Below are 26,793 nucleotides of genomic sequence, written 5' to 3'. Positions count from 1 at the left end.
AATGCGCGAAGCCGTCATCGTCTCCACTGCCCGCACCCCCATCACCAAGGCGGGGCGCGGCGAATTCAACCTGATCGCCGGGCCCACGCTGGCCGCGCACGCCGTGCGCGCCGCCGTAGACCGCGCCGGCATCGACCCCGCGCTGATCGAAGACGCGTTCATCGGCTGCGGCTATCCGGAAGGCGCCACCGGGCGCAACATCGGCAGGCAGGCCGTCATCCGTGCCGAGCTCCCCGTCAGCGTCGGCGGCGCCACGATCAACCGCTATTGCGCGTCCGGCCTGCAGGCGATCGCCTCGGCCGCGAGCCGCATCGTGATGGATGGTGCGCCCGCCGTGATCGCCGGCGGCGTGGAACTCGTATCGCAGATCCGCACGCGCGACGACGGCGTGAGCGGCATGGACCCGTGGATCGTGGCCAACAAGCCCGAGTTGTATCTGCCCATGATCGAGACCGCCGACATCGTGGCCGCGCGTTACGGCATCAGCCGCGAGGCGCAGGACCGCTTTGCCGCGCAAAGCCAGGCGCGCACCGAGGCCGCGCAGGCCGCCGGCCGCTATCGCGAGGAGATCGTTCCGGTCACGACCACCATGTCCGTCACGGACCGCGCGACAGGCGCCGTCACCGAGCGCGAAGTGACGGTGGACAAGGACACCTGCAACCGCCCCGGCACCACCTACGAGGCGCTGGCCGGCCTGGCCCCCGTGCGGGGCGAGGGCCAGTTCGTCACGGCGGGCAATGCCTCGCAGCTGTCGGATGGCGCGGCGGCCTGCGTGCTGATGGAAACCGCCGAAGCCCAGCGCGCCGGCATCCGCCCGCTGGGCGCGTTCCGCGGCCTGGCCATCGCCGGCTGCGAGCCCGACGAAATGGGCATCGGCCCGGTGTACGCGGTGCCCAAGCTGCTGGCCCGCCACGGCCTGAAGGTACAGGACATCGACCTGTGGGAACTGAATGAGGCATTCGCGTCGCAGGCGCTGTATTGCCAGGAAAAGCTCGGCATCCCCATGGATCGCCTGAATGTGGACGGCGGCTCCATCGCTCTGGGCCATCCCTTTGGCGTCACGGGCGCGCGGCTGGCAGGCCACGTCCTGATCGAGGGCCGCCGCCGCGGCGCCCGCTACGCCGTCGTCACGATGTGCATCGGCGGCGGCATGGGCGCGGCCGGCCTGTTTGAAATCTACTGAGAGACCCGCATGGATCTGGAATTCACCCCCGAAGAAATCGCCTTCCGCGACGAGGTGCGCGCCTTCCTGGACGCGAAGCTGCCGCGGCGGCTGTCGGACAAGGTCAGCGAAGGCAAGCTGCTGACACGCGATGACATGACCGAGTGGCATGCCATCCTGAACGCGCAAGGCTGGCTGGCCACGCATTGGCCCGTTGAATACGGCGGCACGGGCTGGAGCGCATCGCAGAAGTACATCTTCGACAACGAATGCGCGCTGGCCAACGCGCCGCGCATCGTGCCCTTCGGCCTGAGCATGCTGGGACCCGTGCTGATCAAGTACGGCACCGAGGCGCAGCGCCGTTACTGGCTGCCCCGCATTTTGGACGGGTCGGACTGGTGGTGCCAGGGCTACTCGGAACCTGGCGCGGGCTCGGACCTGGCGTCGCTCAAGACCACGGCTGTGCGCGACGGCGACAGCTATGTCGTCAACGGCCAGAAGACGTGGACCACGCTGGGCCAGTACGCCAACATGATCTTCTGCCTGGTGCGCACCTCGCAGGAAGGCCGGCGCCAGGAAGGCATCAGTTTTCTCTTGATCGACATGAACAGCCCGGGCATCGAAGTGCGCCCGATCATTACGCTGGACGGCGAGCACGAGGTCAACGAGGTGTTCTTCTCGGACGTGCGGGTTCCTGCCGAGAACCTGGTGGGCGAGGAAAACCGCGGCTGGACCTGCGCCAAGTACCTGCTGACCTATGAACGCACCAACATTGCGGGCGTCGGCCAGTCCACGGCCGCGCTGGAACGCCTGAAGACCGTGGCCGCGCGCCAGAAACGGCACGGCCGCCCGCTGGCCGAAGACCCGGATTTTGCCGCGCGCCTGGCGCGCGTGGAGATCGAGCTGGCCAACATGCGCACGACCAACCTGCGCGTGGTCGCGGCGGTGGCTGGCGGCGGCGCGCCCGGCGCGGAGAGCTCGATGCTGAAGATCCGCGGCACGCAGATCCGCCAGGAGATCAGCGCCTTGAACCGCCGCGCCATGGGCCCGTACGCGCGCCCCTTCGTGCCCGAGGCGTTGCACGACGGTTACGACGCGCCCGCCATCGGCCCGGACGGCGCAAACAGCGCCGCGGCGCAGTACTTCAACAACCGCAAGCTGTCGATCTTCGGCGGCTCCAATGAAATCCAGAAGAACATCATCTCCAAGATGATCCTGGGACTGTAAGGGCTGGCCATGAATTTCGAACACACCGAAGACCGGCGCATGCTCTCGGACATGCTGCGCCGCTTTGTCGCCGAGCAATACGACTTCACCACGCGCATGCGCCACGCCGAATCGCGCGAGGGCTACAGCCCCGAGTTCTGGCGCCGCTACGCCGAGCTGGGCGCCATCGGCGCACTGTTCACCGAGGCCGATGGCGGCCTGGGCGGCGCGGGCTTCGATATCTCCGTCGTCTTCGAAGCCCTGGGACGGGGCCTGGTGGTCGAGCCCTTCCTGGACGCCGTGATGGTCGGCAGCGCCATCGCCGCGGCGGGCTCGCCGGCGCAGCGCGAGGCGCTTGACGGCCTGATCGCCGGCAGCCTGACCGCCGCATTGGCCCACGCCGAACCGGCGTCGGGCTACGACCTGAATCAGGTGGCCACGCGCGCCGAACCCAGCCCCGACGGCTGGGTGTTGAACGGCGCCAAGGCTGTCGTCTACGCGGGCGAACATGCCGACCTGTTCCTGGTGTCGGCGCGCACGGCGGGCAATGTTGACGACGAATCGGGCATCGGCCTGTTCCTGGTGACCCGGGGCACGCCGGGCCTGGCGCTGCGGGGCTACGGACTGATCGATGGCGGCCGCGCAGCGGAACTGGTGCTGGACAACGTCAAGCTCGCCCCCGACGCCCTGCTGGGCGACGCGCAGGCCGGTCACGCGCTGCTGGAACGCGCCGTGGGCCGCGGCATCCTGGCGCTGTGCGCGGAAGCCGTGGGCGCCATGGACTGCGCGCGCGACGCCACGCTGGAATACCTGCGCACGCGCCGCCAGTTCGGCGCGCCGCTCGGCAGCTTCCAGGCCTTGCAACACCGCATGGCCGACGTGCTGCTGGAAATCGAGCAGGCTCGCTCGGCCGTCATCAACGCGGCGGCCGCCGTGGACCATCCGGATCGCGCCACGCGCGAACGCGCGCTGTCCGCGGCCAAGGTCACGATCGGCCGCATCGGCACCCTGGTGGCCGAGGAGTGCATCCAGTTGCATGGCGGCATCGGCATGACGTGGGAACTGCCGCTGGCGCACTACGCCAAGCGCCTGGTCATGATCGACCACCAACTGGGCGACGAAGACCACCACCTGCGGCGCTACATCGCGCTGGGGCAGGCATGAGCGCGCAGGCACGGCCATGATCGACTCCCCTACCTCGACCCGCGCCCGCCCCATTGCCGCGCCCTTTGCCGCGCCGTTTCCGGTACGCACGGCGCAGGACGTGCAGCGGCTGCAGGCGCGGCCGCTGGCGGACACGCTGACAGTACAAAGCACCTACGAGATCTTCTGCAATTCCGCCGCCGCGTTCGGCGACAGGCGGGCGCTGACCTTCCTGCGCAGCGCCGACCCGGCAGACGATGCCATCAGCTGGACTTACCGTGAACTGCTGGCCGGCATCCACCAGACCGCCAACCTCTTGCACAGCCTGGGCATCCGCGAAGGCGACGCCGTGGGCGTGCTGCTGCCCGGCTGCCTGGAATACCACCTGGCGCTGTGGGGCGGCGAGGCGGCGGGCATCGTGCAGCCGCTCAATCCCCTTCTGACCGACGACAAGCTGGCGTCCTTGATGACGACGGCGGGCGCCAAGGCGCTGATCGCCTATGGGTCCGACGTGGAATGCGGCTCGTGGTCCAAGGCGCTGCGCCTGATGGAACGCGTGCCGACCCTGAAAACGCTGCTCCGCGTGGCGCCGTGGCACGAGGCCGAAGCCGACCGCCCCGCGCTGCCGGACTTCGCGCGCGATTTCAACGCGGCCCGCGCGGCCCAGCCCGCCGACCGCCTGGTCAGCGAACGTGTCATCCGCGCCAGCGATGTGGCTGCCTACTTTCACACCGGCGGCACCACGGGCGCGCCCAAGCTGGCTATCCACACACACGCCAACCAGGTGTTTTCCGCGTGGGCGGCCGTGCAGCTGCAAAACGCGGGGCCGGGCGACGTGGTCATCAACGGCTATCCGCTCTTTCACGTGGCGGGGGTGCTGCCGGCGTCGCTGGCGGCGTTGTCGGCTGGCGTCGAAACCGTCATCCCCACCACCCTGCTGCTGCGCAACCGCGATGTGCTGCGCAACTACTGGCGTCTGGTCGAAAAGCACCGCGCCACCTCGTTGCAAGGCGTGCCGACCATCCTGGCCGCGCTGGCCGAGGTGCCGCTGGACGGCGCCGACATCTCGTCGCTGCGCTACTGCCGCACGGGCGCGGCGCCCCTGCCCGCCGAGCTGGCCGCGCGCTTCAAGCGCCTGTTTGGCCTGCATGTCAGCGAAAGCCTGGGCATGACCGAGATGGCCGGCATCACGTCGATCTCGCCGCCGGGCTGTGAATTTCCGGTCAATTGCGTGGGGTTTCCGCTGCCCTATGTACAGGTGCGCATCGTGGGGCTGGACATGCCCGCGGGCCAGCCCGCGCGCGACCTGCCCACCGCCACGCCGGGCATGGTGCTCATCAAGGCGCCCAACGTCATCCCGGGCTTTCTGGATCCCGCAGACACCGCGCACGCCTTCACCGAGGACGGCTGGCTGATCAGCGGCGACGTCGGCTTCATGGATGCCGAGGGCCGCCTGCATCTGCAAGGGCGCGCCAAGGACCTGATCATCCGCGGCGGCCACAACATCGATCCCAAGACCATCGAAGACGCCCTGGCCACGCATCCGGCCGTGCAACTGTGCGCGGCGGTCGGCGCCCCCGACGCCTACGCGGGGGAATTGCCGATCGCGTTCGTCACGCTGGCGGAAGGCCGCGAGGCGACCGAGGCCGAACTGGTGGCCTACGCCGCCGCGCATGTGGACGAAGGGCCGGCACGGCCCAAGCGCGTGGTGATTCTGGACAGCATGCCCATGACCAACGTGGGCAAGATCTACAAACCCGATTTGCGCCGCCTGGCGACCGCCGTGTCGGTCGAGGCCGTGGTGGCGCGCACCCTGCAAGCGGCTGGCCGCGCCCAAGACGATCCCGTCTTTCGCGTGCTGGCCGATGCGCAACCGGATGTCGCCGTAGAAGCCGGCGCCGGTGTGCCCGCGCCGCTGATCGCCAGCCTGCGCGAGGCGCTGTCCCGGCTGCCTGTCAAAGTCGACGTACGCGATTGACTGGCATCCCATAACAACACCCACCAGGAGACAACACCCATGGCCCGACTGCCCTTGCGACGCGCTTGCCTCGCCGCCCTTACGCTCACCCTGGCAAGCGCCGCCTTGCCTTTTTCCGTCAGTGCGCAGACCGACTTTCCCACCAAACCCATCACGCTGATCGTGCCCTTCCCGGCCGGCGGCTCGACCGACCGGCATCTGCGCATCGTGGCGCAGGATGCCTCGAAGTATCTGGGCCAGCCCGTCATCGTGGAGAACCGTCCCGGCGCGGGCGGCACGCTGGGCACCGCCACCATGGCCAAGACGGCCAAACCGGACGGCTACACCATCGCCCTGTACACGCTGGCAATGCTGCGCATGCCTTACATGCAGAAAAGCAGCTGGGATCCGATCAACGACTTCACCTTCATCCTGGGCCTGTCGGGCTATACGTTCGGCTTTACCGTCCGCTCGGATTCGCCCTACAAGACGTTCAATGAGTACATCGAGGCCGCGCGCAAGGCGCCCGGCAAGATCGACTATGGCTCGACCGGCATCGGCTCGTCGCCGCATCTGATCATCGAAGAGATCGCCATCAACGCGAACGTCAAGCTGAACCATGTGCCGTTCAAGGGCAACGCCGACATGCAGCAGGCGCTGCTGGGCGGCCACGTCATGGCGCAGAGCGACGCCACGGGCTGGGACCAGTTCGTCGATTCCGGCAAGATGCGCCTGCTGGTCACCTTTGGCGACAAGCGCACGACCCGCTGGCCCGACGTGCCCACCGCGCAGGAGCTGGGCTACAAGGTCGTGTCCACTTCCCCCTACGGTCTGGCCGGTCCCAAGGGCATGGACCCGGCGGTCGTGAAGATCCTGCATGACGCGTTCAAGAAGGCCCTCTTCGATCAGGCCAGCATGGACGTCATGAAGCAGCTCAATCAGGAGCCGGCCTATCGCAGCAGCGAGGACTACAAGGCGTGGGCGCAGGCGACCTTCGTCAAGGAAAAGGACCTGATCGAGCATTTGGGGCTGATGGCCAAATAGCAGCGGCCTGACCGGGCGCCGGGGTTCGCGCCCATTTGGGCCCGGCAACCGGCGCGGCGTGCGGACAGATTTTGCATGCAAGAAATGTCCACCGCCGCGCCTGCCTTTTGTTAGACTGGCTGCCCGATGATTTTCCACACCGGCAGCCCCTGCCGCGCCTCATGATCCAGGACGTCCAGCCAGACCCCAGCGCCGACGACATCGCAAGGGAAGTGTCCGCCGCCATCGTGGCGCACAAGCTTCCGCCCGGCACCCGGTTGCGCGAAGAGGCCCTGGCCCGGGTCTACAAGGTCAGCCGCACCAAGATCCGCGCGGCGCTTCTGATGCTGTCCAAGGACAAGCTCATCAACATCGTGCCGGACAAGGGCGCCTTCGTCAGCAAGCCGGATGCGAACGAGGCGCGCGAGGTCTATGCGGTGCGCCGGATTCTGGAGGCCGCGCTGGCCCGCGAATTCGTGGCGCGCGCGACGCCCGACGATTACCGCCGTATCGACGACCACCTGGCCGAAGAGCGCCGCGCGCTCGACAGCGGCGACGTGCAGACGCGCAACCGCCTGCTCAGCCATTTCCACATCCTGCTCGCCGAAGCCGTCGGCAATTCCGTCCTGACCGGCATGCTGCGCGAACTGTCGGCGCGCAGCGCGGTGATCACCGTGCTGTATCAAACCTCGCACGACGCAAATTGCTCGTCGCGCGAGCATCACGCCTTCATCGAGGCGGCGCGCGCGGGCGACGCCGAGCGGGCCTGCGCCCTGATGGACGAACACCTCGAGCATGTGTTGACCGCGCTGGACTTCAACGGGGACAAGCAGGCCGGCAGCGACCTCGTCGCCGCGCTGCTGAGCTAACGCCCTTTCGTGCCGCTATCCGGCGCGCAGCAATTGCTCCATGCGCTGCTGCAGCCAGCGCTCGGTCTCGTTGAGCACCGCCCCCTGCATCCATAGCGTGCGCACGGCTAGCATGGGCAGCGCCAGTTCCGCGCAGGGCAGCGGCCTGAGCGTGGTGCGAAAACTCTCGTACTCCGCAATGTTCAGGGGCAGGATCGCAAAGCCCAGCCCGTCGGCCACCATGCCCGCAATGCTGTAGAAGCTGTCGGTGCGCCAGACCGTCGGGCTCAGCACCATGTCCTCCACGCCTTCCATCTGCATGACCAGTTGGCGGTGACGCGCCAGGTCCTCGCGCGACACCTGCGGCAAGCCCGCCAGCGGATGGCCGGACGCCACGAAAATCCCTTGCGCCACGTTGCCCAGGGATTGGTGCGCGAAGTCACTGCCGGGATCGCCCCGGTCGAAGTGGAACGCGATGCTTGCCCGGCCCTGGCGCACGTAATCGGCGACCTCGGTCGCGGTGCCGTTCAGTTGCGTCAGCTCCAGCGCCGGAAACCGCTCGGCCAGTTCCACCACCAGCGCGCCCAGCACGAGATAAGGCAAGGCTTCATCCAGCGCAATGGACAGGCGCGCCTCCTGGCCGCCGGCGAACGCCAGCGCCCGCTGCGACAACCCGCCGGCCTGGCGCAGCAGTTCCTTGGCCTCCAGCAGCATCACCTCGCCGGCCGGCGTCAGCACCGCGTTGCGGCGCGACCGGTCGAACAGTTCCACCCCAAGATCCGCCTCCAGCAGCCCCACCGCCGTGCTGACCGCCGACTGCGCGCGCCCGATGCGCCGCCCCGCTGCCGAAAACGAACCCGCTTCCGCGGCGGCCACGAATTGCCGTAATTGATCCAACGTCCACTGCATGGGGTGCTCCTGATTAACCATCTATTTTATAGATGGAATCCAACTTTTTATGGCCAATATCTAGATGGATAATGCGTTCCGTGATCCCGAGCGCGCCCGACGCGCCGGGATCATGGTTTTCAATAAGGAGTAGAACCATGCAGCGGACTCATTCGAACGCTGTCGCCGCGGCCGCCCCCGGCCGCTGGCTCGTGCTGGCCATCGTGTCCAGCGCCTTGCTGCTGATCGTCGTGGACATGACGGTCCTGTACACCGCCCTGCCGCGGCTCACCCACGAACTGGGCGTCACGGCCTCCGCCAAGCTGTGGATCGTGAACGTCTACGCGCTTGTCGTGTCCGGCCTGCTGCTGGGCATGGGCACGCTGGGCGACCGGCTGGGACACAAGCGCCTGTTCATGATGGGGCTGGCCGTGTTCGGCGCGGCCTCGCTGGCTGCCGCCTACTCGCCCGGCGCAATCGTCCTGATTGCCGCGCGCGCGTTGCTGGGCGTGGGCGCGGCGATGATGATGCCCGCCACCCTGTCCATCCTTCGTCTTGCGTTTGCCGACGAGCGCGAGCGTGCCGTGGCGATCGGCGTCTGGGCGTCGGTCGCCTCGGGCGGCGCGGCGCTGGGGCCCGTGGTGGGCGGCCTGCTGCTGGAGCATTTCTGGTGGGGTTCCGTGTTTCTCATCAACGTGCCCATCGTGCTGCTGGCGCTGCCGCTGGCATGGCGCTTCATTCCGGCCAGCCGGCCTGACGCGTCGCGCCCCTGGGATCTGGCCGGCTCGCTGCAAGTGATGGCAGGCATGGTGCTGTGCGCCTACGCGCTCAAGGAGCTGGGCCGCGCTTCGCCTTCCTGGCTGCACGCCGCGCTGGCCTGCGCGGCAGGCGCCACCATGCTCGCCATCTTCGTGCGGCGACAGCGGCGGCGTCCCTACCCGCTGATCGACTTCGCGATCTTCCGCAATCCATCCTTCAGCTCTGCCGTGGCGGCGGCGCTGTTTGCCGCAGCGGCGCTATTGGGTATGGAACTCGTGTTCAGCCAGCGGCTGCAACTGGTGCTGGGCATGTCTCCGATCCAGTCCGCGCTTTTCATCCTGCCGCTGCCGCTGGCCGCGTTCGTCGCCGGACCGCTGGCCGGTCTGCTGCTGGGGCGCATCGGCAGCCGGCGCCTGCTGTTCCTGGCGCTGCTGGTGTCGGGCCTGGGCATGGGCGGCTATCTGCTGACCTACGACGGGGCCGTGATGCCGCAACTGATTAGCCTGTGCGTGCTGGGCCTGGGCATCGGCGCCACCATGACGGCCGCCTCCAGCACCATCATGCAAAGCGCCACCCCCGAACGCGCCGGCATGGCCGCGTCCATCGAGGAAGTCTCGTACGAGCTGGGCGGCGCGCTGGGCGTGACCTTGATGGGGTCCATCCTGTCCGGCGTCTACGCGCAGTCGCTTGCCGTGCCGGCAGGCGTAACGGCCACCGGCGCGGCGCGCGACAGCCTGGACGAAGCGCTCATCGTGGCCGGCAGCCTGCCCGCTGACTTGGCGGCGACGCTGACGTCGCTGGCCCGAAGCGCCTTCGAGACCGGCTACGCCGCGGTGATCGCCACCGCCACGATCATGCTGCTGGGCACGGCCGCGTTCGTGCTGCTGAACCGCGCCCGGCGGACAGCGCAACCGGGCTGAAGGCGCGCCCGCCCAACCACAACGTCAGCACACCGCCCGGCCCGCGCCGCTCAGCCGTTGCGGAACGCGTGATCCAGGTCCGCGATCAGGTCTTCCTCGTGTTCCAGGCCGATCGACACCCGGATCAGCCCTTCGGACACCCCCGCCGCATCGCGCTCCTCGGCGGGCACGCCGGAGTGCGTCGTCGAGGCCGGGTGGCACACCAGCGTTTCCGTGCCGCCCAGGCTGACGGCCGAGCGGAACAGATGCAGGGCGTTGATGAACCGGAACGCGCGCTCTCGGCCGCCTTCCAGCACGAAGGCGAAGGTCGAACCCGGTCCGGTGCACTGGCGCTTGTAGACCTCTTGATAGGCGCGGTCCGCAATCAGATCAGGGTGGAACACCTGCACCCTTTCGTACGGGTTTTCCGCCAGCCACTGCGCAACGCGCGTCGCCGTGCGCGCCGCCTGCTTCATGCGAAGCACCACCGTCTCCATCGACCGCGTGATCATCCAGCATGAATGCGGGTCCAGTTGCGAGCCGAAGGCGCTGCGGATGGCGCGCACCTTCTTGATGAGCGCCTTGCTGCCGGTGACCGCCCCCGCCACCAGATCGCTGTGGCCGCCGACGTACTTGGTCAGCGAGTACACCGACAGGTCCACCCCGTGTTCCGCCGGCTTCTGAAAGATGGGTCCCAACAGCGTGTTGTCGCATACCGAGATCGGCCGGTAACCATGCCGTGTCTCGAACGCATCCAGCTCGTTCTTCATTGCCTCGAAATCGAACAGCGCGTTGGTCGGATTGGCTGGCGTCTCGACATAAAAAAGCTTGACCGGGCCTTTCTCGGCAGCCGCGTCCAGCGCCGTGCGCATGCTGCGGGGCGACAACCCGTCCGCGACGGGATGCGAACCAATGCCCCACTCCGGAAAGATCTTGCCGATCAGCGTTTCGGTGCCGCCATAGAGCGGCACCGACTGCACCAGCTGATCGCCCGGCCGCAAAAAGGCCATCAACACCGCGCTGATCGCGGACATGCCGCTGGAGGTGACCGCCGCGTCCTGCGAGCCGTCCAGCAGCGACAGCCGGTCCTCCACGATCTCCAGGTTCGGGTGATTGAACCGGCTATACACCAGCCCCGCCGTCTCGCCCTGCGGCAAGGGCTTGCGGCCCGACACCAGGTCAAAGAACGCCGCGCCATCCTCGGCCGTGCGGAACGCAAACGTGGACGTCAGAAACACCGGCGGCTTGACCGCCCCCTCGGACAGATAGGGATCGTAGCCATAGGACATCATCTGGGTTTCGGCATGCAGGGGACGGCCGAAGATGTCCTTCTTGTGGTAGCTCGAGTACGTCATGGTGTGCCTCTTTCTGGTGTTCCAGCCAAGCGGGCAGGCGCGTCACGCATCTTTCAGACAATAACGCCGGGCCGCGAGCGAGGGGTTGCAGGTTGTGACCCGCCGGGACGAATGTTTTTTTAATGTACCCAAAAAGACAAAAACCTAGGGTAAACACCTTCTATTCCCCAGGAAATTGGCGATCTATAAACACACATTGTTTTTTTTATGTGTTTTTAAGATGAAAATCGCACTGATTGGATGCGGCGAAGTCGGGCACTGCTATACCCGCGCCTGGACCGCCGCAGGTCACCGCATCGTCGGCATCTGCGAACTGCGCGCGGACGAAGAAATGGCAGCGCGCGCCCGGGAAGCCGGCGCCGCCCTGCGCACCGAACCTGGCCCCTGGCTGGCCGAGGCGGACGTCGTGGTTTCCGCCGTGTACGGCTACAACGCCGCCGAGGTCGCGGCTCAGGCGCTACCGCATATGCGCGCCGATGCGGTTTACGCCGACTTCACCACCGCCAGCGCCCCCGACATGCAGAAGGCCGCCGCCGCCGCTGCCGCGCACGGCATTCCCTTCATGGACGTCGCCATCATGGGCGCCATCGCTCTGCTGGGCGAAAAGACGCCGCTGCTGTGCGCCGGCGATGGCGCGGCGGTTGTGACGGCGCTGGGCGAAAGCGCGGGCGCGACGGTCCGGATCATCGAAGGAAAGCCCGGCGATGCGGTGCGCCTGAAGCTTCTGCGCAGCATCATGACCAAGGGCATGGAAAGCCTGGCGGTCGAATGCCTGGTCGCGGCCGAACGCATGGGCCTGCGCGATTCGCTTTACGAAGTGCTGGCCGACATCGACCGCACGCCGCTGACGGCGTTCATGGATTCGTTTGTGCGCTCGCACGTGCTGCATGCGCCGCGCCGACTGGCCGAAGTGCGCGAAGCGCGCGACCAGTTGCATGAAGCGGGCCTGGAGCCGCTGGCGCTCAATGGCGTGGAAGCGCTCTTTGCCCGCTCCGCCCGCGGCATCGAGGCCGCGCGCGCGAACGGCGAGGCCCCGGCCGCCGACACGGTCCAGGCGCGCCTTGCCTGGCTGACCACGCTGGCCCGCCAGTCCTGACACCCCACCGCGCCCCAGAGCGCGGACCGAATCCGCAATAACACTTAGTGAGGAAGACAATGAAACTGTTCAAGAAACTGCTGGCCGCATCCCTGGTGCTGGGCTGCGCCGCGGCGCAGGCCGCCGACCTGGGCTCGGCGCCGATCACCCTGATCTCGCCCTTCCCGCCCGGCGGCGGCACCGACACGCTGACGCGCATGATCGGCAGCGCGATCAGCCAGGACGCCGGCTGGAACATCGTGGTCGAGAACAAGCCCGGCGCCGGCGGCAACCTGGCGCTGGACGCCACGGCCCGCGCCCGCCCGGACGGCCACACGCTCGTCATGGCGCAGACCGACAACATCGTGCTGAACCCGTGGCTCTACAGCAAGCTCAGCTACGACACCTTCAAGGACTTCAAGCCGGTAGGCCCCGTGGCCTCCTCGCCCAGCGTCTTCGTCGTGCTGCCCGACTCGCCCTTCAAGTCGCTCGGCGACGTCGTGAAGGCCGCCCAGGCCAAGCCCAACCTGGTTTCGCTGGGGATCCCCGGCATCGGCGGCACCGGTGACCTGACCGGTTATCTGTGGCGCAAGGCGGCCAAGATGGAGCTGATGCACGTGCCCTACCGTGGCTGGAGCCAGGCCTTCCCCGATCTGGCCAGCGGCCGGATCGACATGTACGTCGGCTCGGTGGCGTCGCTGCTGCCGCAGATCCGCGGCGGCAAGGTGCGCGCGCTGGGCGTGGTCGCCAATGAGCGCTCGCCCGCCCTGCCGGACGTGCCCACGTTCCCGGAAAGCGGCTTTCCGACCATCAACCAATCGATCTGGTGGGGCCTGATGGCGCCTGGCAAGACGCCCGACGATGTCGTCGCCGCGCTGAACACCGAATTGCAGAAGGTGCAATCCAACCCCGAATTGATCAAGAAGCTTGAAGAGGCCGGCTACAGCGTCCTGAAGGGCTCGCCCGAGGACCTGGCGCGCCGCCATCGCGCCGATCACGACGCCTTCGGCAAGGTCGTGCAAGAAGCCGGCATTCCCAAGCAGTAAGCCCCACACATATCCATCCAGCGATCAGGAGCAGAGATGACAGGTTTTGAAATCCACGCCCGCCAACGCGCGGTCAGCAAGGAACTCGTCGAGAAATTCCGTCAGGTGCCGGTGGCCAACGTAAGCGACTGCATGTCGCGTATGACGGCCGGCGGCGCGCGCCTGCGGCCCATGCACGACGGCACGCCCCTGGCCGGGCCGGCCCTCACGGTGCGCACACGTCCCGGCGACAACCTGCTGGTGCACAAGGCGCTCAGCCTCGCGCAGCCGGGCGACGTCATCGTGGTCGATGCCGGCGGCGACCTGACCAATGCGATCATCGGCGAGATCATGACCACCTATGCCGAGTCGCGCGGCATCGCGGGCATCATCATCAACGGCGCCATCCGCGACTGCGGCACCATCCGCCGCAGCGCCTTCCCCGTCTATGCGGCGGGCGTCACCCACCGCGGGCCATACAAGGACGGACCGGGCGAGATCAACTGCGTCGTCGCGCTGGACGGCATGACCATCGCGCCGGGCGACCTGATCCTGGGTGACGACGACGGGCTGCTCGCGGTGCCGTACGAACAGGCCGAAGCCATCTTTCAGGCGGCAGCCGCAAAGCACGACGTGGAAACCAAGATGCTGGCCGATATCGCCGCCGGCACGCTGGACACGTCGTGGATCGACGCCCGCCTGCGCTCGCTGGGTTGCACGGGAGTCTAGCCATGCGCGATGCGGCAGTCAGCAGGCCCGATCTGCGGGTCGTGCGCCTGGATCTGTGGATCGATCCCGCGTTTGACGAGGCGATCGCGCGGGACGCCACGCTGGACCTGCGCGTGCTGCCGGCGCAAGGCGACGCGGTGACCGCGGCCGGCTTGGCTGGCGCCCACGCCTATCACGTCAGCGCGGCCAAGGACGAAGTCCCCGCGCGGTGGCAGGTGTCCGCCGACCTTCTGGCCCAGTGCCCCCAACTGCTGTGCGTATCGTCCGGCGGCGCCGGCTACGACACGGTCGACGTGGCCGCCTGCACCCGCGCGGGCGTGGCCGTGGTGAACCAGGCCGGCGCCAACGCCGCCTCGGTGGCCGAGATGACCTTCGCCCTGCTGTTGTCGCTGGTCAAGCGGCTGGGCGAGTCGGAAGCCGCGCTCAGGGCGGGCACCGCCGTCAGCCGCGAGGCGCTGATGGGCCGCGAGATCGAAGGCCGCGTGATCGGCATTGTCGGCATCGGCGAGATCGGGCGCCGCGTCGCCCGTATCGCGGCGGGATTCGGGTTGAAGGTCATTGCCTACGATCCGCTGCTGGCCAACGCGCAAATCGCCGAACGCGGCGCCGCGCCCGTCAGCTTCGACGCATTGCTGGAACAGGCCGACATCGTCAGCCTGCACTGCCCGCTGAACGCCGAGACGCGCGGAATGTTCGGCGCGGCCGCGCTACGCCGGATGAAACGCGGCGCGCTGTTCGTCTCGACCGCGCGCGGCGGCATTCATGACGAGGACGCGCTGCTTGCCGCGCTTGAGTCCGGCCATCTTGCCGGCGCGGGCCTGGACGTCTGGCAGGTGGAGCCGCCCCCGCCGGGCAGCGGCCTTTTGCAACGCCATGACGTGGCCGCCGCGTTTCACACGGGCGGCGTCACGCACGAAGGCCGCCGCAAGGTGGCGCAGGGCTCGGCCACGCAGATCATCGACATGCTGGCCGGACGCAAGCCCGCGCGCCTCGTCAACCCCGAGGTCTGGCCGCGCTTTCTGGCGCGTCTGGCCGAGCACGGGGTGAAGGTGTAGCGTCCGCCGTTGGTATAGTCGCAGCTTTGAAAACCGGGAAGAGCCAGCCTCCTCATGTCGAGCGCCAGTGATTACGTCTACGGCGAATTGCGCCGCCGCCTGATGGCCGGATCGTTCCTGCCCGGCGAACCGCTGCGCGAGGAACACATCGCCACCCAGCTCTCGGTCAGCCGCACGCCCGTGCGCAACGCGATCGAACGCCTGATCGCGGACGGCCTGGTCACCCGCGAAGGCCGGCGCGGCGCGGTCGTGCTGGGCTGGCAGGACCGCGACATCGACGAAGCCTTCGAGCTGCGCATGCTGCTCGAACCCTACGCCGCCAAGACCGCCGCCGAGCGCGCCACGCCCGAACAGATCGACGAGCTGGAACGCATCAACCAGTGCATGCTCGACGCGGTCAACTCCGGCGCGCCGGACCACGTCGCCCAGGTCCAGCACTACAACAACCTGTTCCACCACGCCCTGCTCGAAGCCGCGCAGTCCGCGCGCGTGCGCTCCCTGGTCGAGAACCTGCTGGACATGCCGATCATCATCGGCTCGTTCTATTTCTACAACCGCGAAGACATGCTGCGCAGCGTGGAACACCACCGCCAGATCATCGCCGCGATCCGCGCGCGCGACCCCGAATGCGCGCAGATCGCGGTGCGCTTTCACCTGGCGTCAACGCATCTTCTGTTCCGCTCGCACAGGAAGGACAGGAAGACGGGCGGGTAGGCTCTCGCCGGCCGGCGGCCAGACGCCTTAGATCTGTCCCGGCACCACCCGGTTGCGGCCCTGCCGCTTTGCTTCATACAGGCCCCGGTCGGCCGCCTGGATCAGCTCCGTGCACGGTTGCCCGTCCATCGGCACGGCGGTCGCCAGGCCGATGCTCACCGTCAGCCACGGCCCGAAGCCCGCGTCGCGCTGGGGAATCTGCATGGCCTCCACTGCGCGGCGTAGCTTTTCGGCGGCCAGGCGCGCGCTGCCGCCGGGCGTTCCCGGCAGCACCAGCGCAAATTCCTCGCCGCCAAAACGCGCCGCCAGGTCGGTGGACCGGTCGCAACTGGCGAAGATGGTGTTGGCGACGCGCTTGAGGGCTTCGTCGCCCGCAATGTGGCCGTAGGTGTCGTTGTAGGACTTGAAGTGATCCACGTCGATCATCAGCATGCTGATCTCTCGGCTGTCCCGGCCCGCGCGCTGCCACTCGGCATTCAGGTACTCATCGAAATAGCGCCGGTTGCCCAGCCCGGTCAGGCCGTCCGAATTGGTGAGCCGGCGCAGTTCCATGTTGCTTTCCAAGAGTTGCTGCTGGCTCTGGCGCAACGCCTGATAGGCTTCGTCGCGCTGCACCAGCGCCATGTAGGAACGCGAGTGGTAGCGGATGCGCGCAATGAGTTCGATCGAATCCGGCAGTTTCACCAGGTAGTCGTTGGCCCCCGCCGCGAAGGCCGCGCTCTTGATGGCGGGATCTTCCTTGGTGGACAGGACGATGATCGGGATGTCGCGCGTCACGGGATGGCCGCGGTATTCGCGCACCAGGGACAGGCCGTCCACGCCGGGCAGCACCAGATCCTGCAGGATGACCGTGGGCCGCGTCTGGATCGCCACGCTCAGCGCCTTGTAGGGATCCGAGCAATAGTGGAAATCAATGTTGGCTTCGGGCACCAGCGCGCGCCGGATGGCTTCTCCCACCATGACCTGGTCATCGACGAGCAACACCATCGCCCCGTGCGAATTGAGATCCGCGGAAACCGTGTCTTCAGGGGATGGCAGCATAGTGGGTCCTTGATGTCCTACGTTGTGCCGCGCCTCAGGCAAACGCCCGGATGACGCGAGACGCAATTTGATCGAGCGGCCGAATCTCGACCGCGGCCTTCATGGCGGCAGCCGCTTTCGGCATGCCATAGACCGCGCTGGTGGCCTGGTCCTGCGCGATGGTGAGGCATCCGCGTTCGCGCAGCGCCTTCAGGCCGCGCGCCCCGTCCTGGCCCATGCCGGTCAGCAGCACGCCGACCGCAATGCCGCGCCAGTGCTGCGCCACGCTATGGAAGAAAACATCGATGGAAGGCCGATACAGGCTTTCGCGGGGGCAGTCGGTGTACCGCAGGGTACCATCCTCGCAGAGCGCCAGATGATCATCCGTGCCCGCGAGCAGCACCTGGCCGGGCAGCGGCGACTCGCCTTCGCGCGCCAGCCTGACCGGCAGCGGCACCTGGTCATTGAGCCAGTCGGCCATGCCGGCCGCGAACGAGGCGTCCACATGCTGCACCAGCACGATACCGGCCGGAAAATCCAGGGGAAGATCGCGCAGCAGCTGCGCCAGCGTCGCCGGGCCGCCGGCCGAAGCGCCGATGGCAAGGAGGCGCCGGGCGCCGGCGGACGCGGCGGGCTTGCTGACCGGGCCGAGCGCCGGCCGGTTGCCGTAGCGGCCGATCAGCCACCCGATGTTGCGGATCTTGCGCAACAGCGGCGCCGCGGCCGTGCGCATGTCCGTCGCACCCACCATCGGCGTGTCCACGGCATCCAGTGCGCCGTGCCCCATGGCATCGAAGACGCGCGAGGTATGGCCCGCCACGTCGGAGGTCACCACCACGATGGCGCAGGGCGTTTCCGCCATGATGCGGCGCGTGGCCTCGACGCCGTCCATGACGGGCATGATGAGGTCCATCAGCACGACATCGGGACGGTCGCGCGCGCATTGCTGCACGGCCTCCAGGCCGTCTGACGCCGTCCAGGCAATCTCCAGCCCGGGTTCCAGCGCGATGACGCGCCGCAGGACTTCGACGGCAAGCGGCATATCGTTGACGATCCCGATTCTCACGTCCGAGCCTTCCCGATGAGGTCTTCCACGGCGTCGAGCAGCGCATCATCGTGAAAGCTGCCCTTGGCCAGATAATAGTCGGCGCCGGCGTCCAGCCCGCGCTGCCGGTCCTCTTCCCGGTCCTTGTACGACACCACCATGACGGGCAGCGCCTGCAGCCTGGGGTCGGCCTTGATGCGCGTCACCAGTTCGATGCCGTCCATCCGCGGCATGTCGACATCGGTCACGATCAGGTCGAAGTCCTCGTTGCGCAACATGTTCCAGCCGTCCATGCCGTCCACGGCGACCGCCACATCGAACCCGCGGTTCAGCAGCAGCTTGCGCTCAAGCTCGCGAACCGTCAATGAATCGTCCACCACCAGCACGCGCTTGCGGCGGCGCGCGGCCGCCGCGCCCGCCCCGCTGTCCACCCGCGACAGGCGCCCGCCCTCGATAAGCTTCTGAACGGACACCAGCATGTCTTCGACGTCCAGAATCAGGAGCGGCGTGCCATCGTCCATCAGCGAGCCGGCCATGACGTCCTGCACCTTGCCCAGCCGGGGGTCCAGCGGCTGCACGACAAGCGTGCGCTCGCCCACGTACCGGTCGACAGCGATGCCGTAGAGGCGGTCGTGATCGCCCACCACCACCACGGACAAGGTATCGGCGGCCGGGGCGGACTCGCCGGCGCGCAGGATCTGCCGCGCCGACACCAGGCCGATCTGCCGCCCCTGGAATCGGAAGTGCTGCTGGCCTTCCAACTGCTCGATGTCGGTGGCGTCCACCTGCAACGCGTGGCTGACGTAGGCCAGCGGAAATGCGTAGATCTCGTCCTGCACCTCGACCAGCAGGCTGCGCACCACCGACAGCGACAGCGGCATCTCCAGCACGAAACGCGTGCCCCGGCCCTGCTGCTGGTGGACCCGCACGGCGCCGCGCAACTGGCGCACCATCGTCTGCACCACGTCCAGCCCCACGCCGCGCCCGGAGATTTCAGTCACCTCGTCGCGCGTGCTGAAGCCCGAGAGGAACAGGAATTCCAGCAGCTCGGCTTCGCTCAGGCGTGCGGCGGTCTCGGCGTTGGTCAGCTTGCGTTCGACCACTTCCTCGCGCAGGTGATCCAACGATATGCCGGAGCCGTCGTCGGCCAGTTCGACCAGCAGCATGCCCGCCGAATGGCGCGCCGACAGCGTGATCAAGCCCTCGGCCGGTTTGCCCGCCTGTTCGCGCTGCGCGGGCGACTCGATGCCGTGGTCCACGGCGTTGCGCAACAGGTGCATGAGCGGCGCATCCAGCTTTTCCAGGATGTCCCGGTCCACCTGCGTGTCTTCGCCCTCGATCTCCAGGCGGACCTGCTTTCCCAGCGAGCGGCCCAGGTCGCGCACCATCCGCGCCATGCCGCCCACGCCGTCGCCAAAGGGCCGCATGCGGCACGCCAGCGCAGTGTCGTACAGCCGCCGCGTCAGGTGGTTCATGCGCCAGCCGAATTCGTCGACTTCGCTGGCGCGCAGCGTCAATTCCCGCTGGCATTGTTCGAGGATGCGGTGGGCATCGTCCAGCGCCGCCTGGCCGCGCGCATCGAGCTGCTGTTCGGCCAGCACGGCGCGTACCCCGTCCAGCGCGTGCGCCGCGCGCGCCTGCAGCCGCCGCAGCCGCAGCATGGCGGCGCTGAAAGGCCCTACCCATTGCGACTCGACCAGCGTTTCGCTGGATAAGCCCAGCAGCTTGTTCAGCGTATCGGCCGTGACTCGCAGCACCCGCTCGCCCTCGCCCGCGCCGCGGTCCGAACTGCGGCGCGCGGGCGGCACCGCGGCGGCCGCGTCCACCACTTGGGGCTTGTCTGCGGGCGCCGGGGCTGCCGGGACGGGCGCACCTTCCGTCAGGCGTATCGTCGGCAGATGGCCGGTTGGCCGGGAAGCACGCGCTACCGCGGCCGGGTCCGTAGCGGGCAGATTGGGCGCGCTGCTCAGCCGCGCCACCAGGTCGCCGATCTCGGCATCCAGCTCCACGCCAGGCGTGGCCACGCGCTGCAGCAGGTCCGTGCCCAGCAGCAAGGCGTCGATGTCGCCGGCCTGCAGACGCAGGCGGCCCTCCTGGGCGGCCACAAGGCAGTCTTCCATGGCGTGCGCGATACGCACGGCCGGATGCAGGTCCACGATGCGCGCGGCGCCCTTGAGCGAGTGGGCGGCGCGCATGCAGGCCTCGAGCTGCGGCGCGGATGTGGGATTTTTCTCCAGGGCGAGCAGCCCGTCGTTGAGAACCTGCACCTGGGTGCGGGTCTCGATCTGGAACAGTTCGAGCAGCGAGGCATCGCGCATCTGATCGGGATTCACGCGAGGCTCCGTTCCAATGCCTGCATCAGCAGGGTTTCATCCAGCACGCCCACCGCGCGGCCGCCGCAGCGCGCCACGCCGCGCGAATACTTCAGGCTGGCGCCTTGCACCGTCGAGGGCAGCGGCTCAAGCGCGTCCAGGTCCACCTCGTGCATGCCCTCCACTTCATCCACCGGCAGCACGACGGCACGGCCCGCGCCGCCGAATATCAGCATGCGCGCCGTGGCAGGCCGCTCGCGCGCCTGCGGCGCCGCGGCGTCCAGTCCCAACAGGCGCGTCAGCGATACGCAGACAGTCAGCGTGCCGCGCACGTTGGTCATGCCAAGCACGGCGGGATCACGCCGGTGCGGCAGGCTGATGATGCCGCGCGTGCCGGCAACCTCGTCCAGCGATCGCGTCGGCAGGCCTATCCATTCGCGATGCAGCCTGAACACCAGGAGCGACGACAGGTTGGCCGCGTGCTGCGGCGGCGCGGCTTCCTCGTCTTCCTGCATGGCGGGCGGCAGACGGTCAAGGATGCGCTTGGCCGCCGCGGCATACACCGGACAGTTGCGGCAATGCACGTGTTCGGCCAGCTGCCCGCAGCTTTTGTCGCCGCGGATGCCGATGCGGTTCCAGCAGTCGTCCACGCCAGAAAGCGATGCCATCGCGTCAGTCACGTCGCGCCTCCCCGCGCGCTGCGCGCGCCTGCAGGCGGCGGGCGCCCTCTTGATCCCCGTCCGAGGCCACCAGCGCGGCCAGATGCAGCAACGCCTCGCGGTGGTTCGGATCCAAGTAGAGCGCCTTGCGGTAGGCGGCCTGCGCCTGCCGCGACTGACCTTGCGCATCCAGCAGCAAGCCCTGCAGATGCAAGGCCTCGGCGCTGGCGCCATGAATGTCCAGATGCGCCTGGCACTGCGCCATCGCGTCGCGCACCCTGCCCAGGTCGGCCAGCGCGGCGATCTCGCGCAGCGACGCCTGGGCCGCCTGTCCCGCGCCTTGCGCGGACGGCGCGTCGGCTATCGCGGCATGCGGCACGGGCAGCCGGGGCGCGGGCGTCTGCGCCACCGGACGGCGCGGCGGCGTCCAGGCATGCACGAGCGGCCGCTGGCCGGTCAGCGGCGCGCGCGCGGGGGTCGGCAACCCGGCCGGCGCCGGCGCGGGCGTGGCGCGAAATGCAAAAGACCGCGCCAGCGGCACCGCCGGCAGGCGGCGGCCCGTCAGAAGACTGGTTTCGGCGGGTCCCACGAACAGCAAGCCGTCCTCGCGCGCGAAGCGGCGGAGCACTTGCACGGCGCGTTCCTGCGTGGCCATGTCGAAGTAGATCAGCAGGTTGCGGCAGAACACGAAGTCATACGGCGCGGCCCCTGCCAGCAGGTTTGGATCGAACAGGTTGCCGGGCTGGAACCGGACCTGCCCACGCACCCGCGCCGCCAACTGATGGCCTTCCGGCACTTCGGAAAAATGGCGGTCGCGGAACGCCAGATCGCCCCCGCGAAACGAATTGCGGCCATACACGGCGCGCTGCGCAAATTCGACCATGCGCACGCTGATGTCCACCGCATCCACCTGGAACCGATGCGCCGGCACGCCCGCATCCAGCAGCGCCATCGCAATGGAATACGGCTCTTCGCCGCTGGAACACGGCACGCTCAACACGCGAAGCACGCGGCCTTCGCAGCCCGGCGCAAACAGGCGCTCGCGCGCCAGCGTCGCCATGGCGACTTGGGATTCCGGATAGCGGAAGAACCAGGTCTCCGGCACGATCACGGCTTCGATCAGCTGCTGCATCTCGTCGGGCCAGGCCTGCACGCGCATCAGGTAGTCCTGCTCGTCGTCCACGCCGGCCGCGTGCATGCGGTGCCGCACGGCGCGCTCGACTGCCGCCTGGCCGATGGACCCGCTGTCCAGCCCCATGCGGCGCTTGAGCAGACCGCTGAATTCCTCGATCAGGCTCATGGCTGCGCCTCAGTCATCGAAGCCTCGCCGCCAGCCGGAAACAATATTGCCCGCACGAAATCGGGCAACAGGTCATCCACGCTGACGGCTTGCACCATGCCGTGCGCGTCGGACAAAACGGGACCCAGATAGCGCGCCTCGGCATTGTCCAGCGCATGCGGCTGAAACGCCGCCGGGTCGTAGTGGACGGTTTCGGTGGCCTGCTCCAGGATCAGGCCAAGCAGGCGCTCGGCGCTGGCGGGACCAGCGCGGTAGCGCACCAGCGCAAGCCGCGTGCTGGTCACTGCGGCGCACGTCCCTGCCCCGGCCAGCGCGCTCATGTCGATGACCGGCACCGCCGTGCCGCGGCGCGCCATCATGCCCGCGACCCAATGCGGCGCGCCCGGTACCTGCTTGAAGACGCGCAGCCCCAGCACTTCGGCGATGTCCGCGGCGTCCAGCGCATAGCGGTCCGCGCCGATCCGGAAAAGCAGATACAGCCGGCGCGCCGGGCCGGCATGGCCCGCGGCGGCACGTGGGCGGACGGCGGAAGCAGTCATGGACGCAATCACACCTTGAAGCGCGACACGCCACTGCGCAGGTCATTGGCGACCAGCGTCAGTTCTTCGATGGCAAGGCTGGACTGCCGCAGCGACTCCACCGTCTGCTGGGCCGCGTCGCTGAGCTGCTGCAAGGCCTGGTTGATCTGTTCGGCGCCGGTGGCCTGCGCCTGCATGCCTTCGTTGACCATCTGCACGCGCGGCGCCAGCGTCTGCACCTGCTGGATGATCTGCGACAGCTGGTCGCCCACCTGCTGCATGTCGGCCATGCCGCGGCGCACTTCCTCGGAGAACTTGTCCATGCCCATCACGCCGGCCGACACCGACGACTGGATCTCGCGCACCATCTGCTCGATGTCGTAGGTGGCAACGGCCGTCTGGTCCGCAAGCCGGCGGATCTCGGTGGCCACCACGACAAACCCGCGGCCGTACTCGCCGGCTTTCTCGGCCTCGATCGCCGCGTTCAGCGACAACAGATTGGTCTGGTCCGCAACCTTGGTGATCGTGGTCACCACCTGCGTGATATTGCCGGCCTTTTCATTCAGCACCGCCAACTTGGCGTTGACCGAGCCCGCTGCCCCGACAACGTTGCGCATCGTGTCTTCCATGCGCGCCAGCCCCACCTGGCCGCTGCCCGCCAGCGTGGCGGTCTGCTCGGCCGCGCTGGACACTTCGGTCATGGTGCGCACCAGTTCGCGCGACGTTGCCGAGATCTCCCGCGAGGTGGCGCCGATTTCCGTCGTGGTGGCTGCCACTTCCGACGCGGTGGCCTGCTGCTGCTTGGACGTCGCGGCAATTTCCGTCACCGACGTGGCAACCTGCACGGCCGACCGCTGCGTCCTGCCCACCAGGCCGGTCAGTTCGTCGACCATGCCGTTGAAACCCGTTTCGATGGCGTTGAACTCGTCCTTGCGCGCCAGCTTCAGGCGCCGGGTCAGGTCGCCGCTGCCGGTGGCTTCCAGCGTCTTGACGATGTCGCGCATGGGGTTGGCGATGGCGCGCATGAGCAGGTAGCCGCACACGATCGACGCGGCAATGGCCATCACCAGCGACACCAGCATCCCGGTTTCGGCCGCTTCCACGGATTGCTGAATGCTGACCGCGGCATCGTCCGCCTGCTTCTTGTTTTCGCTCACCATCCTTGCCAGGATGTCGCGCCCCCGGTAGAACGAGGGGCGCAGTTCGCTCACGATGCGCGCCTGGGCGCGCGCCGCGTCCGCCGCCACCGCGGGCGACAGGATCTCGGTGCGGATGCGCTTGTACTCCTGCAACTCTTTCTGGAACGCGTCGAACATCTGTTGGTCGTCCTGCCGGGAAATCGTGCGCCGGTAGAACTCGATGTTCTCTTCAAGCTGCTGGTCGTTACGCGGCAGGGCTTCGAGCGCGACACGGCGGTCGGCCTCGGTCGGCGCATTGAACGCGTCCTGCACCACGACGAAGCCGGCGAACCACGACGCCCGGATCGACGTGCTGTAGTAGATGCCCGGCACCGCGTCGTTGTTGATCATCTGGGCCTCTGCTTCGACATGCAGGAGCCGCCGGTAGTCCACCACCACCATCAGCGTCATGATGGCCAGAATGGCCAGGAAACTGACCAGGATTCTTTGGCGGAGCGTCACATTCTTCATACCGGGAGACCTTTGTCCTAAATCGACTCGTCGACGCCCTGCCGGGACGCCCCTGGGTTATTCCCGCGCCGGCCAAGCCGCACCCGGCGTTTTTTACGGGAATATGGGAAATTTCGACAATTATTACAAAGGTGCCGCGCGGCAGCCATGAAAAACGCGGGAAAACGCCAAACATGGCGGCCTTGTCGGAAAAAAGCAAAGGTCTCTTACATAAAATCAATCGCGCGCGTGTCCGAACGGTTACATCTGCGATCAGCCGGCGGCTCGCCACAGCGCGACCGGCGGCCGGTCCTGGACCCAGTCGCGGGCCTTTTCATAGGCGTGCGCCAGTTGCAGCACAGCCAAATCGCCCCGGGGCGGACCGATCAGCTGCATGCCCATCGGCAGCCCATCGGCATTGAAACCCACCGGCACGCTGATGACGGGACAACCGGCCAGCGTCCAGGGCGTGACGGTTTCCATCCAGCGGTGATACGTGTCCATGGGCCGCCCCGCGATCTCCTTGGGCCAATCCAGGTTGACGTCGAACGGGAAGACTTGCGCGGACGGCACCGCCAAAAAGTCCACGTCTTCAAACATGCGCAGCACGGCCTGATACCACGCACTGCGTTCTTCCGTGGCCTGATAGACCTGCCGGGCCGTCATGCCTTCCAACCCCTCGACCTCCCAGATCAGCGCGGGCTTGACCAGCTTTCGCGTGTCGGGATTGTGGACCAGGTCGTGGAACTGCCCGCCCACCATCAGGTGACGGTGCGCCAGCCAGATGCGCCACAGGCGGTCGCCCGCGAACGGCACCCGATAGGCGTCGACCTGGCAGCCGGCCGTCTCCAGATCCTTCAGCGCCTGCTCGCACAGGTCCAGGATGCCCGGCTCCATCGCCAGGTAGCCGTCCCAATCGCCCAGCCAGCCGACCCGCTTGCCTGCAAGGTCCGCGTCCAGCGGCTGCGCGTACAGAGCCGGATCGTCCGTCAGCGACAGCGGCGCGCGCTTGTCGTGGCCGGCGATCACCGACAGCAGCAAGGCCACGTCGCGCGGCGTGCGGCCCATCGGGCCTTCGTAGGAAAGTTGCTTGAGAAAGACTTCGGGCGATGGGCCGGACGGCACACGGCCGGCGGACGGGCGCATGCCGTACACGTTGCAAAAAGCCGCCGGGTTGCGCAGCGAACCGCCAAAGTCGCTGCCGTCCGCCACGGGCAGCATGCGCGCGGCCAGTGCCGCCGCCGCTCCGCCGCTGCTGCCGCCCGCCGTCTTGGTGGCGTCGTAGGGATTGCCGGTGGCGCCATACACGCGGTTGTAGGTGTGCGAGCCCAGGCCGAACTCCGGCACATTGCTGCGGCCGATGAAGATCGCGCCGGCGGCGCGCATGCGCTCGACCAGGATCGAGTCATGCTGCGTCACCGTGTCCTTGTAGACCAGCGAACCCATCGACGTGACCATGCCGCGCACGGCGGTCAGGTCCTTGGGCGCCTGCGGCATGCCATGCAGCCACCCCTGCCACTGCCCCGCCGCCAGCTGCGCATCGCGCGCATCGGCTTCGCGCAGCAGCTCGTCGCTGTCGCGGCGCGCGACGATGGCGTTCAGCTTGGGATTGACCTGGTCGATATGCGCCAGATACGCCTGCATCACTTCGCGGCAGGACACCCGGCGGCCACGGATGGCGTCCGACAGCGCATGCGCGGGCATGGCCACGATGTCATTGAGCGGGGCGGAAGTCGGCATGGCTGTTCGTCTCCTGGGCGCGCGCCGCGGATCCGCCGGGCGCGCATATTGTCATGGGGCGCAGCGCGGCGGCGCGCCGCGCGCATCGCGACAATACTACGCAAATCGGCGGCGCCGCGCCTGGGAAAAGCGCCGGATGTCAGGCGCGGCGGACGCCGCCAGCGTGACAGCCCGCACAGCCCCATCCCGGCAAGTTCCGCCAGGCGGGTCTTAACGATTGGCTCAAGCAACCCTGCCGACAATTGCGCCAGGTCAAACCGCGCGATTCGCCCCCCGTCCTAACATCGCCTCCTGCCATCCCGCCCGGAGACCCTCTTGACCACCACCGCCCCCGACGACATCTGCACCGAAGCCGAAATTCAGGACATGGTCCACACCTTTTACGGCAAGGCGCGCGCCGACGAAGCCCTGGGCCCCATCTTCAATGGCATGGTCCACGACTGGGACGAGCACCTGTCCACGCTCTCGGATTTCTGGTCCGCCGTGATTCTGGGCACCCGGCGCTTCACGGGCATGCCCATGCCCAAGCACGCGGCCATGCCCAACCTGAAGGCTGAACTCTTCGAACGCTGGCTGGTGCTTTTTGGCGAAACCACCGACGCCCTGCCCAATCGCGCCCTGGCCGACGCCGCGCAGGAAATGGCCAAGCGCATGGCCCGCAGCCTGTGGTACGGCTACCAGTTGTCGCGCGACCCCAACCAGCCGCTGACCGAACTGCGTCCCGCCTGACGCC

23 protein-coding genes are annotated in these 26,793 nt (G+C 67.9%); 13 read left to right on the top strand and 10 right to left on the bottom strand.

What is annotated here, in order from left to right:
• The first annotated feature begins 1 nt into the window (after position 1).
• The 6 genes from LN047_RS13970 (at position 2) to LN047_RS13945 (ending at position 7,360) form a co-directional block, all read left to right on the top strand.
• Positions 2 to 1,183, top strand: coding sequence for an acetyl-CoA C-acyltransferase (locus LN047_RS13970; protein ID WP_373982049.1), 1,182 nt, complete (start codon positions 2 to 4; stop codon positions 1,181 to 1,183).
• Positions 1,184 to 1,192: 9 nt separating this feature from the next.
• A complete protein-coding gene (locus LN047_RS13965) occupies positions 1,193 to 2,389 on the top strand; it encodes an acyl-CoA dehydrogenase family protein (RefSeq protein WP_373982048.1) in 1,197 nt (398 codons plus the stop codon).
• A gap of 9 nt (positions 2,390 to 2,398) precedes the next feature.
• On the top strand, positions 2,399 to 3,532 hold the full coding sequence (locus LN047_RS13960; protein WP_175211209.1) for an acyl-CoA dehydrogenase family protein: 1,134 nt from the start codon (positions 2,399 to 2,401) through the stop codon (positions 3,530 to 3,532).
• A gap of 16 nt (positions 3,533 to 3,548) precedes the next feature.
• The gene (locus LN047_RS13955) at positions 3,549 to 5,489 is read left to right on the top strand and encodes an acyl-CoA synthetase (protein WP_373982047.1); all 1,941 of its coding nucleotides are present in this window, start codon (positions 3,549 to 3,551) and stop codon (positions 5,487 to 5,489) included.
• Positions 5,490 to 5,528: 39 nt separating this feature from the next.
• A complete protein-coding gene (locus LN047_RS13950; RefSeq protein WP_373982046.1) occupies positions 5,529 to 6,512 on the top strand; it encodes a tripartite tricarboxylate transporter substrate binding protein in 984 nt (327 codons plus the stop codon).
• Between the two features lie 161 nt (positions 6,513 to 6,673).
• Entirely contained in the window at positions 6,674 to 7,360 is a 687-nt protein-coding gene (locus tag LN047_RS13945; RefSeq protein WP_217617600.1) for a GntR family transcriptional regulator, read from the top strand.
• Positions 7,361 to 7,375: 15 nt separating this feature from the next.
• Here LN047_RS13945 and LN047_RS13940 read toward each other — a convergent pair whose 3' ends face one another.
• Entirely contained in the window at positions 7,376 to 8,248 is an 873-nt protein-coding gene (locus tag LN047_RS13940; protein ID WP_152384638.1) for a LysR family transcriptional regulator, read from the bottom strand.
• 137 nt (positions 8,249 to 8,385) lie between these two features.
• On the opposite strand from LN047_RS13940, the gene LN047_RS13935 reads away from it, so the two are divergent.
• Positions 8,386 to 9,906, top strand: coding sequence for an MFS transporter (locus LN047_RS13935; protein WP_373982045.1), 1,521 nt, complete (start codon positions 8,386 to 8,388; stop codon positions 9,904 to 9,906).
• A 50-nt stretch (positions 9,907 to 9,956) separates the two neighbouring features.
• On the opposite strand, the gene LN047_RS13930 is transcribed toward LN047_RS13935, so the two are convergent.
• On the bottom strand, positions 9,957 to 11,240 hold the full coding sequence (locus tag LN047_RS13930; protein WP_373982044.1) for a cystathionine gamma-synthase family protein: 1,284 nt from the start codon (positions 11,238 to 11,240) through the stop codon (positions 9,957 to 9,959).
• A 220-nt stretch (positions 11,241 to 11,460) separates the two neighbouring features.
• Between LN047_RS13930 and LN047_RS13925 the strand changes: the two genes are divergently transcribed.
• Genes LN047_RS13925 through LN047_RS13905 form a run of 5 tightly spaced genes read left to right on the top strand, consistent with a single transcriptional unit; the run spans position 11,461 to position 15,838 of the window.
• A complete protein-coding gene (locus tag LN047_RS13925; protein WP_180098587.1) occupies positions 11,461 to 12,336 on the top strand; it encodes an NAD(P)-dependent oxidoreductase in 876 nt (291 codons plus the stop codon).
• A 59-nt stretch (positions 12,337 to 12,395) separates the two neighbouring features.
• Positions 12,396 to 13,361, top strand: coding sequence for a tripartite tricarboxylate transporter substrate binding protein (locus LN047_RS13920; RefSeq protein WP_056318153.1), 966 nt, complete (start codon positions 12,396 to 12,398; stop codon positions 13,359 to 13,361).
• A 36-nt stretch (positions 13,362 to 13,397) separates the two neighbouring features.
• A complete protein-coding gene (locus tag LN047_RS13915) occupies positions 13,398 to 14,069 on the top strand; it encodes an RraA family protein (protein WP_373982043.1) in 672 nt (223 codons plus the stop codon).
• Positions 14,070 to 14,071: 2 nt separating this feature from the next.
• Complete coding sequence (locus LN047_RS13910) at positions 14,072 to 15,124, top strand: NAD(P)-dependent oxidoreductase (protein ID WP_373982042.1); 1,053 nt, start codon at positions 14,072 to 14,074, stop codon at positions 15,122 to 15,124.
• A gap of 54 nt (positions 15,125 to 15,178) precedes the next feature.
• Positions 15,179 to 15,838 (top strand): GntR family transcriptional regulator, encoded by a 660-nt coding sequence (locus LN047_RS13905; protein WP_373982041.1) that lies wholly within the window; start codon positions 15,179 to 15,181, stop codon positions 15,836 to 15,838.
• A 27-nt stretch (positions 15,839 to 15,865) separates the two neighbouring features.
• Here LN047_RS13905 and LN047_RS13900 read toward each other — a convergent pair whose 3' ends face one another.
• The 8 genes from LN047_RS13900 to LN047_RS13865 form a co-directional block, all read right to left on the bottom strand.
• The gene (locus LN047_RS13900; RefSeq protein ID WP_180098572.1) at positions 15,866 to 16,879 is read right to left on the bottom strand and encodes a PleD family two-component system response regulator; all 1,014 of its coding nucleotides are present in this window, start codon (positions 16,877 to 16,879) and stop codon (positions 15,866 to 15,868) included.
• Between the two features lie 34 nt (positions 16,880 to 16,913).
• Positions 16,914 to 17,924 (bottom strand): chemotaxis response regulator protein-glutamate methylesterase, encoded by a 1,011-nt coding sequence (locus tag LN047_RS13895; protein ID WP_346526806.1) that lies wholly within the window; start codon positions 17,922 to 17,924, stop codon positions 16,914 to 16,916.
• Positions 17,921 to 20,236 carry a hybrid sensor histidine kinase/response regulator gene (locus LN047_RS13890; RefSeq protein ID WP_373982040.1) on the bottom strand — a complete coding sequence of 772 codons (2,316 nt, stop codon included), beginning with the start codon at positions 20,234 to 20,236 and terminating at the stop codon, positions 17,921 to 17,923. The genes LN047_RS13895 and LN047_RS13890 overlap by 4 nt, the downstream gene beginning before the upstream one ends.
• Positions 20,233 to 20,883 carry a chemotaxis protein CheW gene (locus LN047_RS13885; RefSeq protein ID WP_271265182.1) on the bottom strand — a complete coding sequence of 217 codons (651 nt, stop codon included), beginning with the start codon at positions 20,881 to 20,883 and terminating at the stop codon, positions 20,233 to 20,235. Before LN047_RS13885 ends, LN047_RS13890 begins: the two co-directional genes overlap by 4 nt.
• Before the next feature lie 4 nt (positions 20,884 to 20,887).
• The gene (locus tag LN047_RS13880) at positions 20,888 to 22,174 is read right to left on the bottom strand and encodes a CheR family methyltransferase (RefSeq protein WP_334165785.1); all 1,287 of its coding nucleotides are present in this window, start codon (positions 22,172 to 22,174) and stop codon (positions 20,888 to 20,890) included.
• On the bottom strand, positions 22,171 to 22,713 hold the full coding sequence (locus LN047_RS13875) for a chemotaxis protein CheW (protein ID WP_373982039.1): 543 nt from the start codon (positions 22,711 to 22,713) through the stop codon (positions 22,171 to 22,173). The genes LN047_RS13880 and LN047_RS13875 overlap by 4 nt, the downstream gene beginning before the upstream one ends.
• Positions 22,714 to 22,721: 8 nt before the next feature.
• Positions 22,722 to 24,341: a methyl-accepting chemotaxis protein gene (locus tag LN047_RS13870; protein WP_373982038.1), complete on the bottom strand. Its 1,620-nt coding sequence runs from the start codon at positions 24,339 to 24,341 to the stop codon at positions 22,722 to 22,724.
• A 252-nt stretch (positions 24,342 to 24,593) separates the two neighbouring features.
• The gene (locus LN047_RS13865; protein WP_373982037.1) at positions 24,594 to 26,060 is read right to left on the bottom strand and encodes an amidase; all 1,467 of its coding nucleotides are present in this window, start codon (positions 26,058 to 26,060) and stop codon (positions 24,594 to 24,596) included.
• 366 nt (positions 26,061 to 26,426) lie between these two features.
• Between LN047_RS13865 and LN047_RS13860 the strand changes: the two genes are divergently transcribed.
• Positions 26,427 to 26,789, top strand: a complete 363-nt coding sequence (locus tag LN047_RS13860) for a group III truncated hemoglobin (RefSeq protein ID WP_056318787.1) — start codon at positions 26,427 to 26,429, stop codon at positions 26,787 to 26,789.
• Positions 26,790 to 26,793: the final 4 nt, after the last annotated feature.

This window comes from Achromobacter sp. JD417, assembly GCF_041879325.1.
GTDB lineage: Bacteria > Pseudomonadota > Gammaproteobacteria > Burkholderiales > Burkholderiaceae_B > Achromobacter > Achromobacter mucicolens.
The sequence above is the reverse complement of the archived record's forward strand: the minus strand, read 5'-3'. Positions and strand labels throughout refer to the sequence as shown.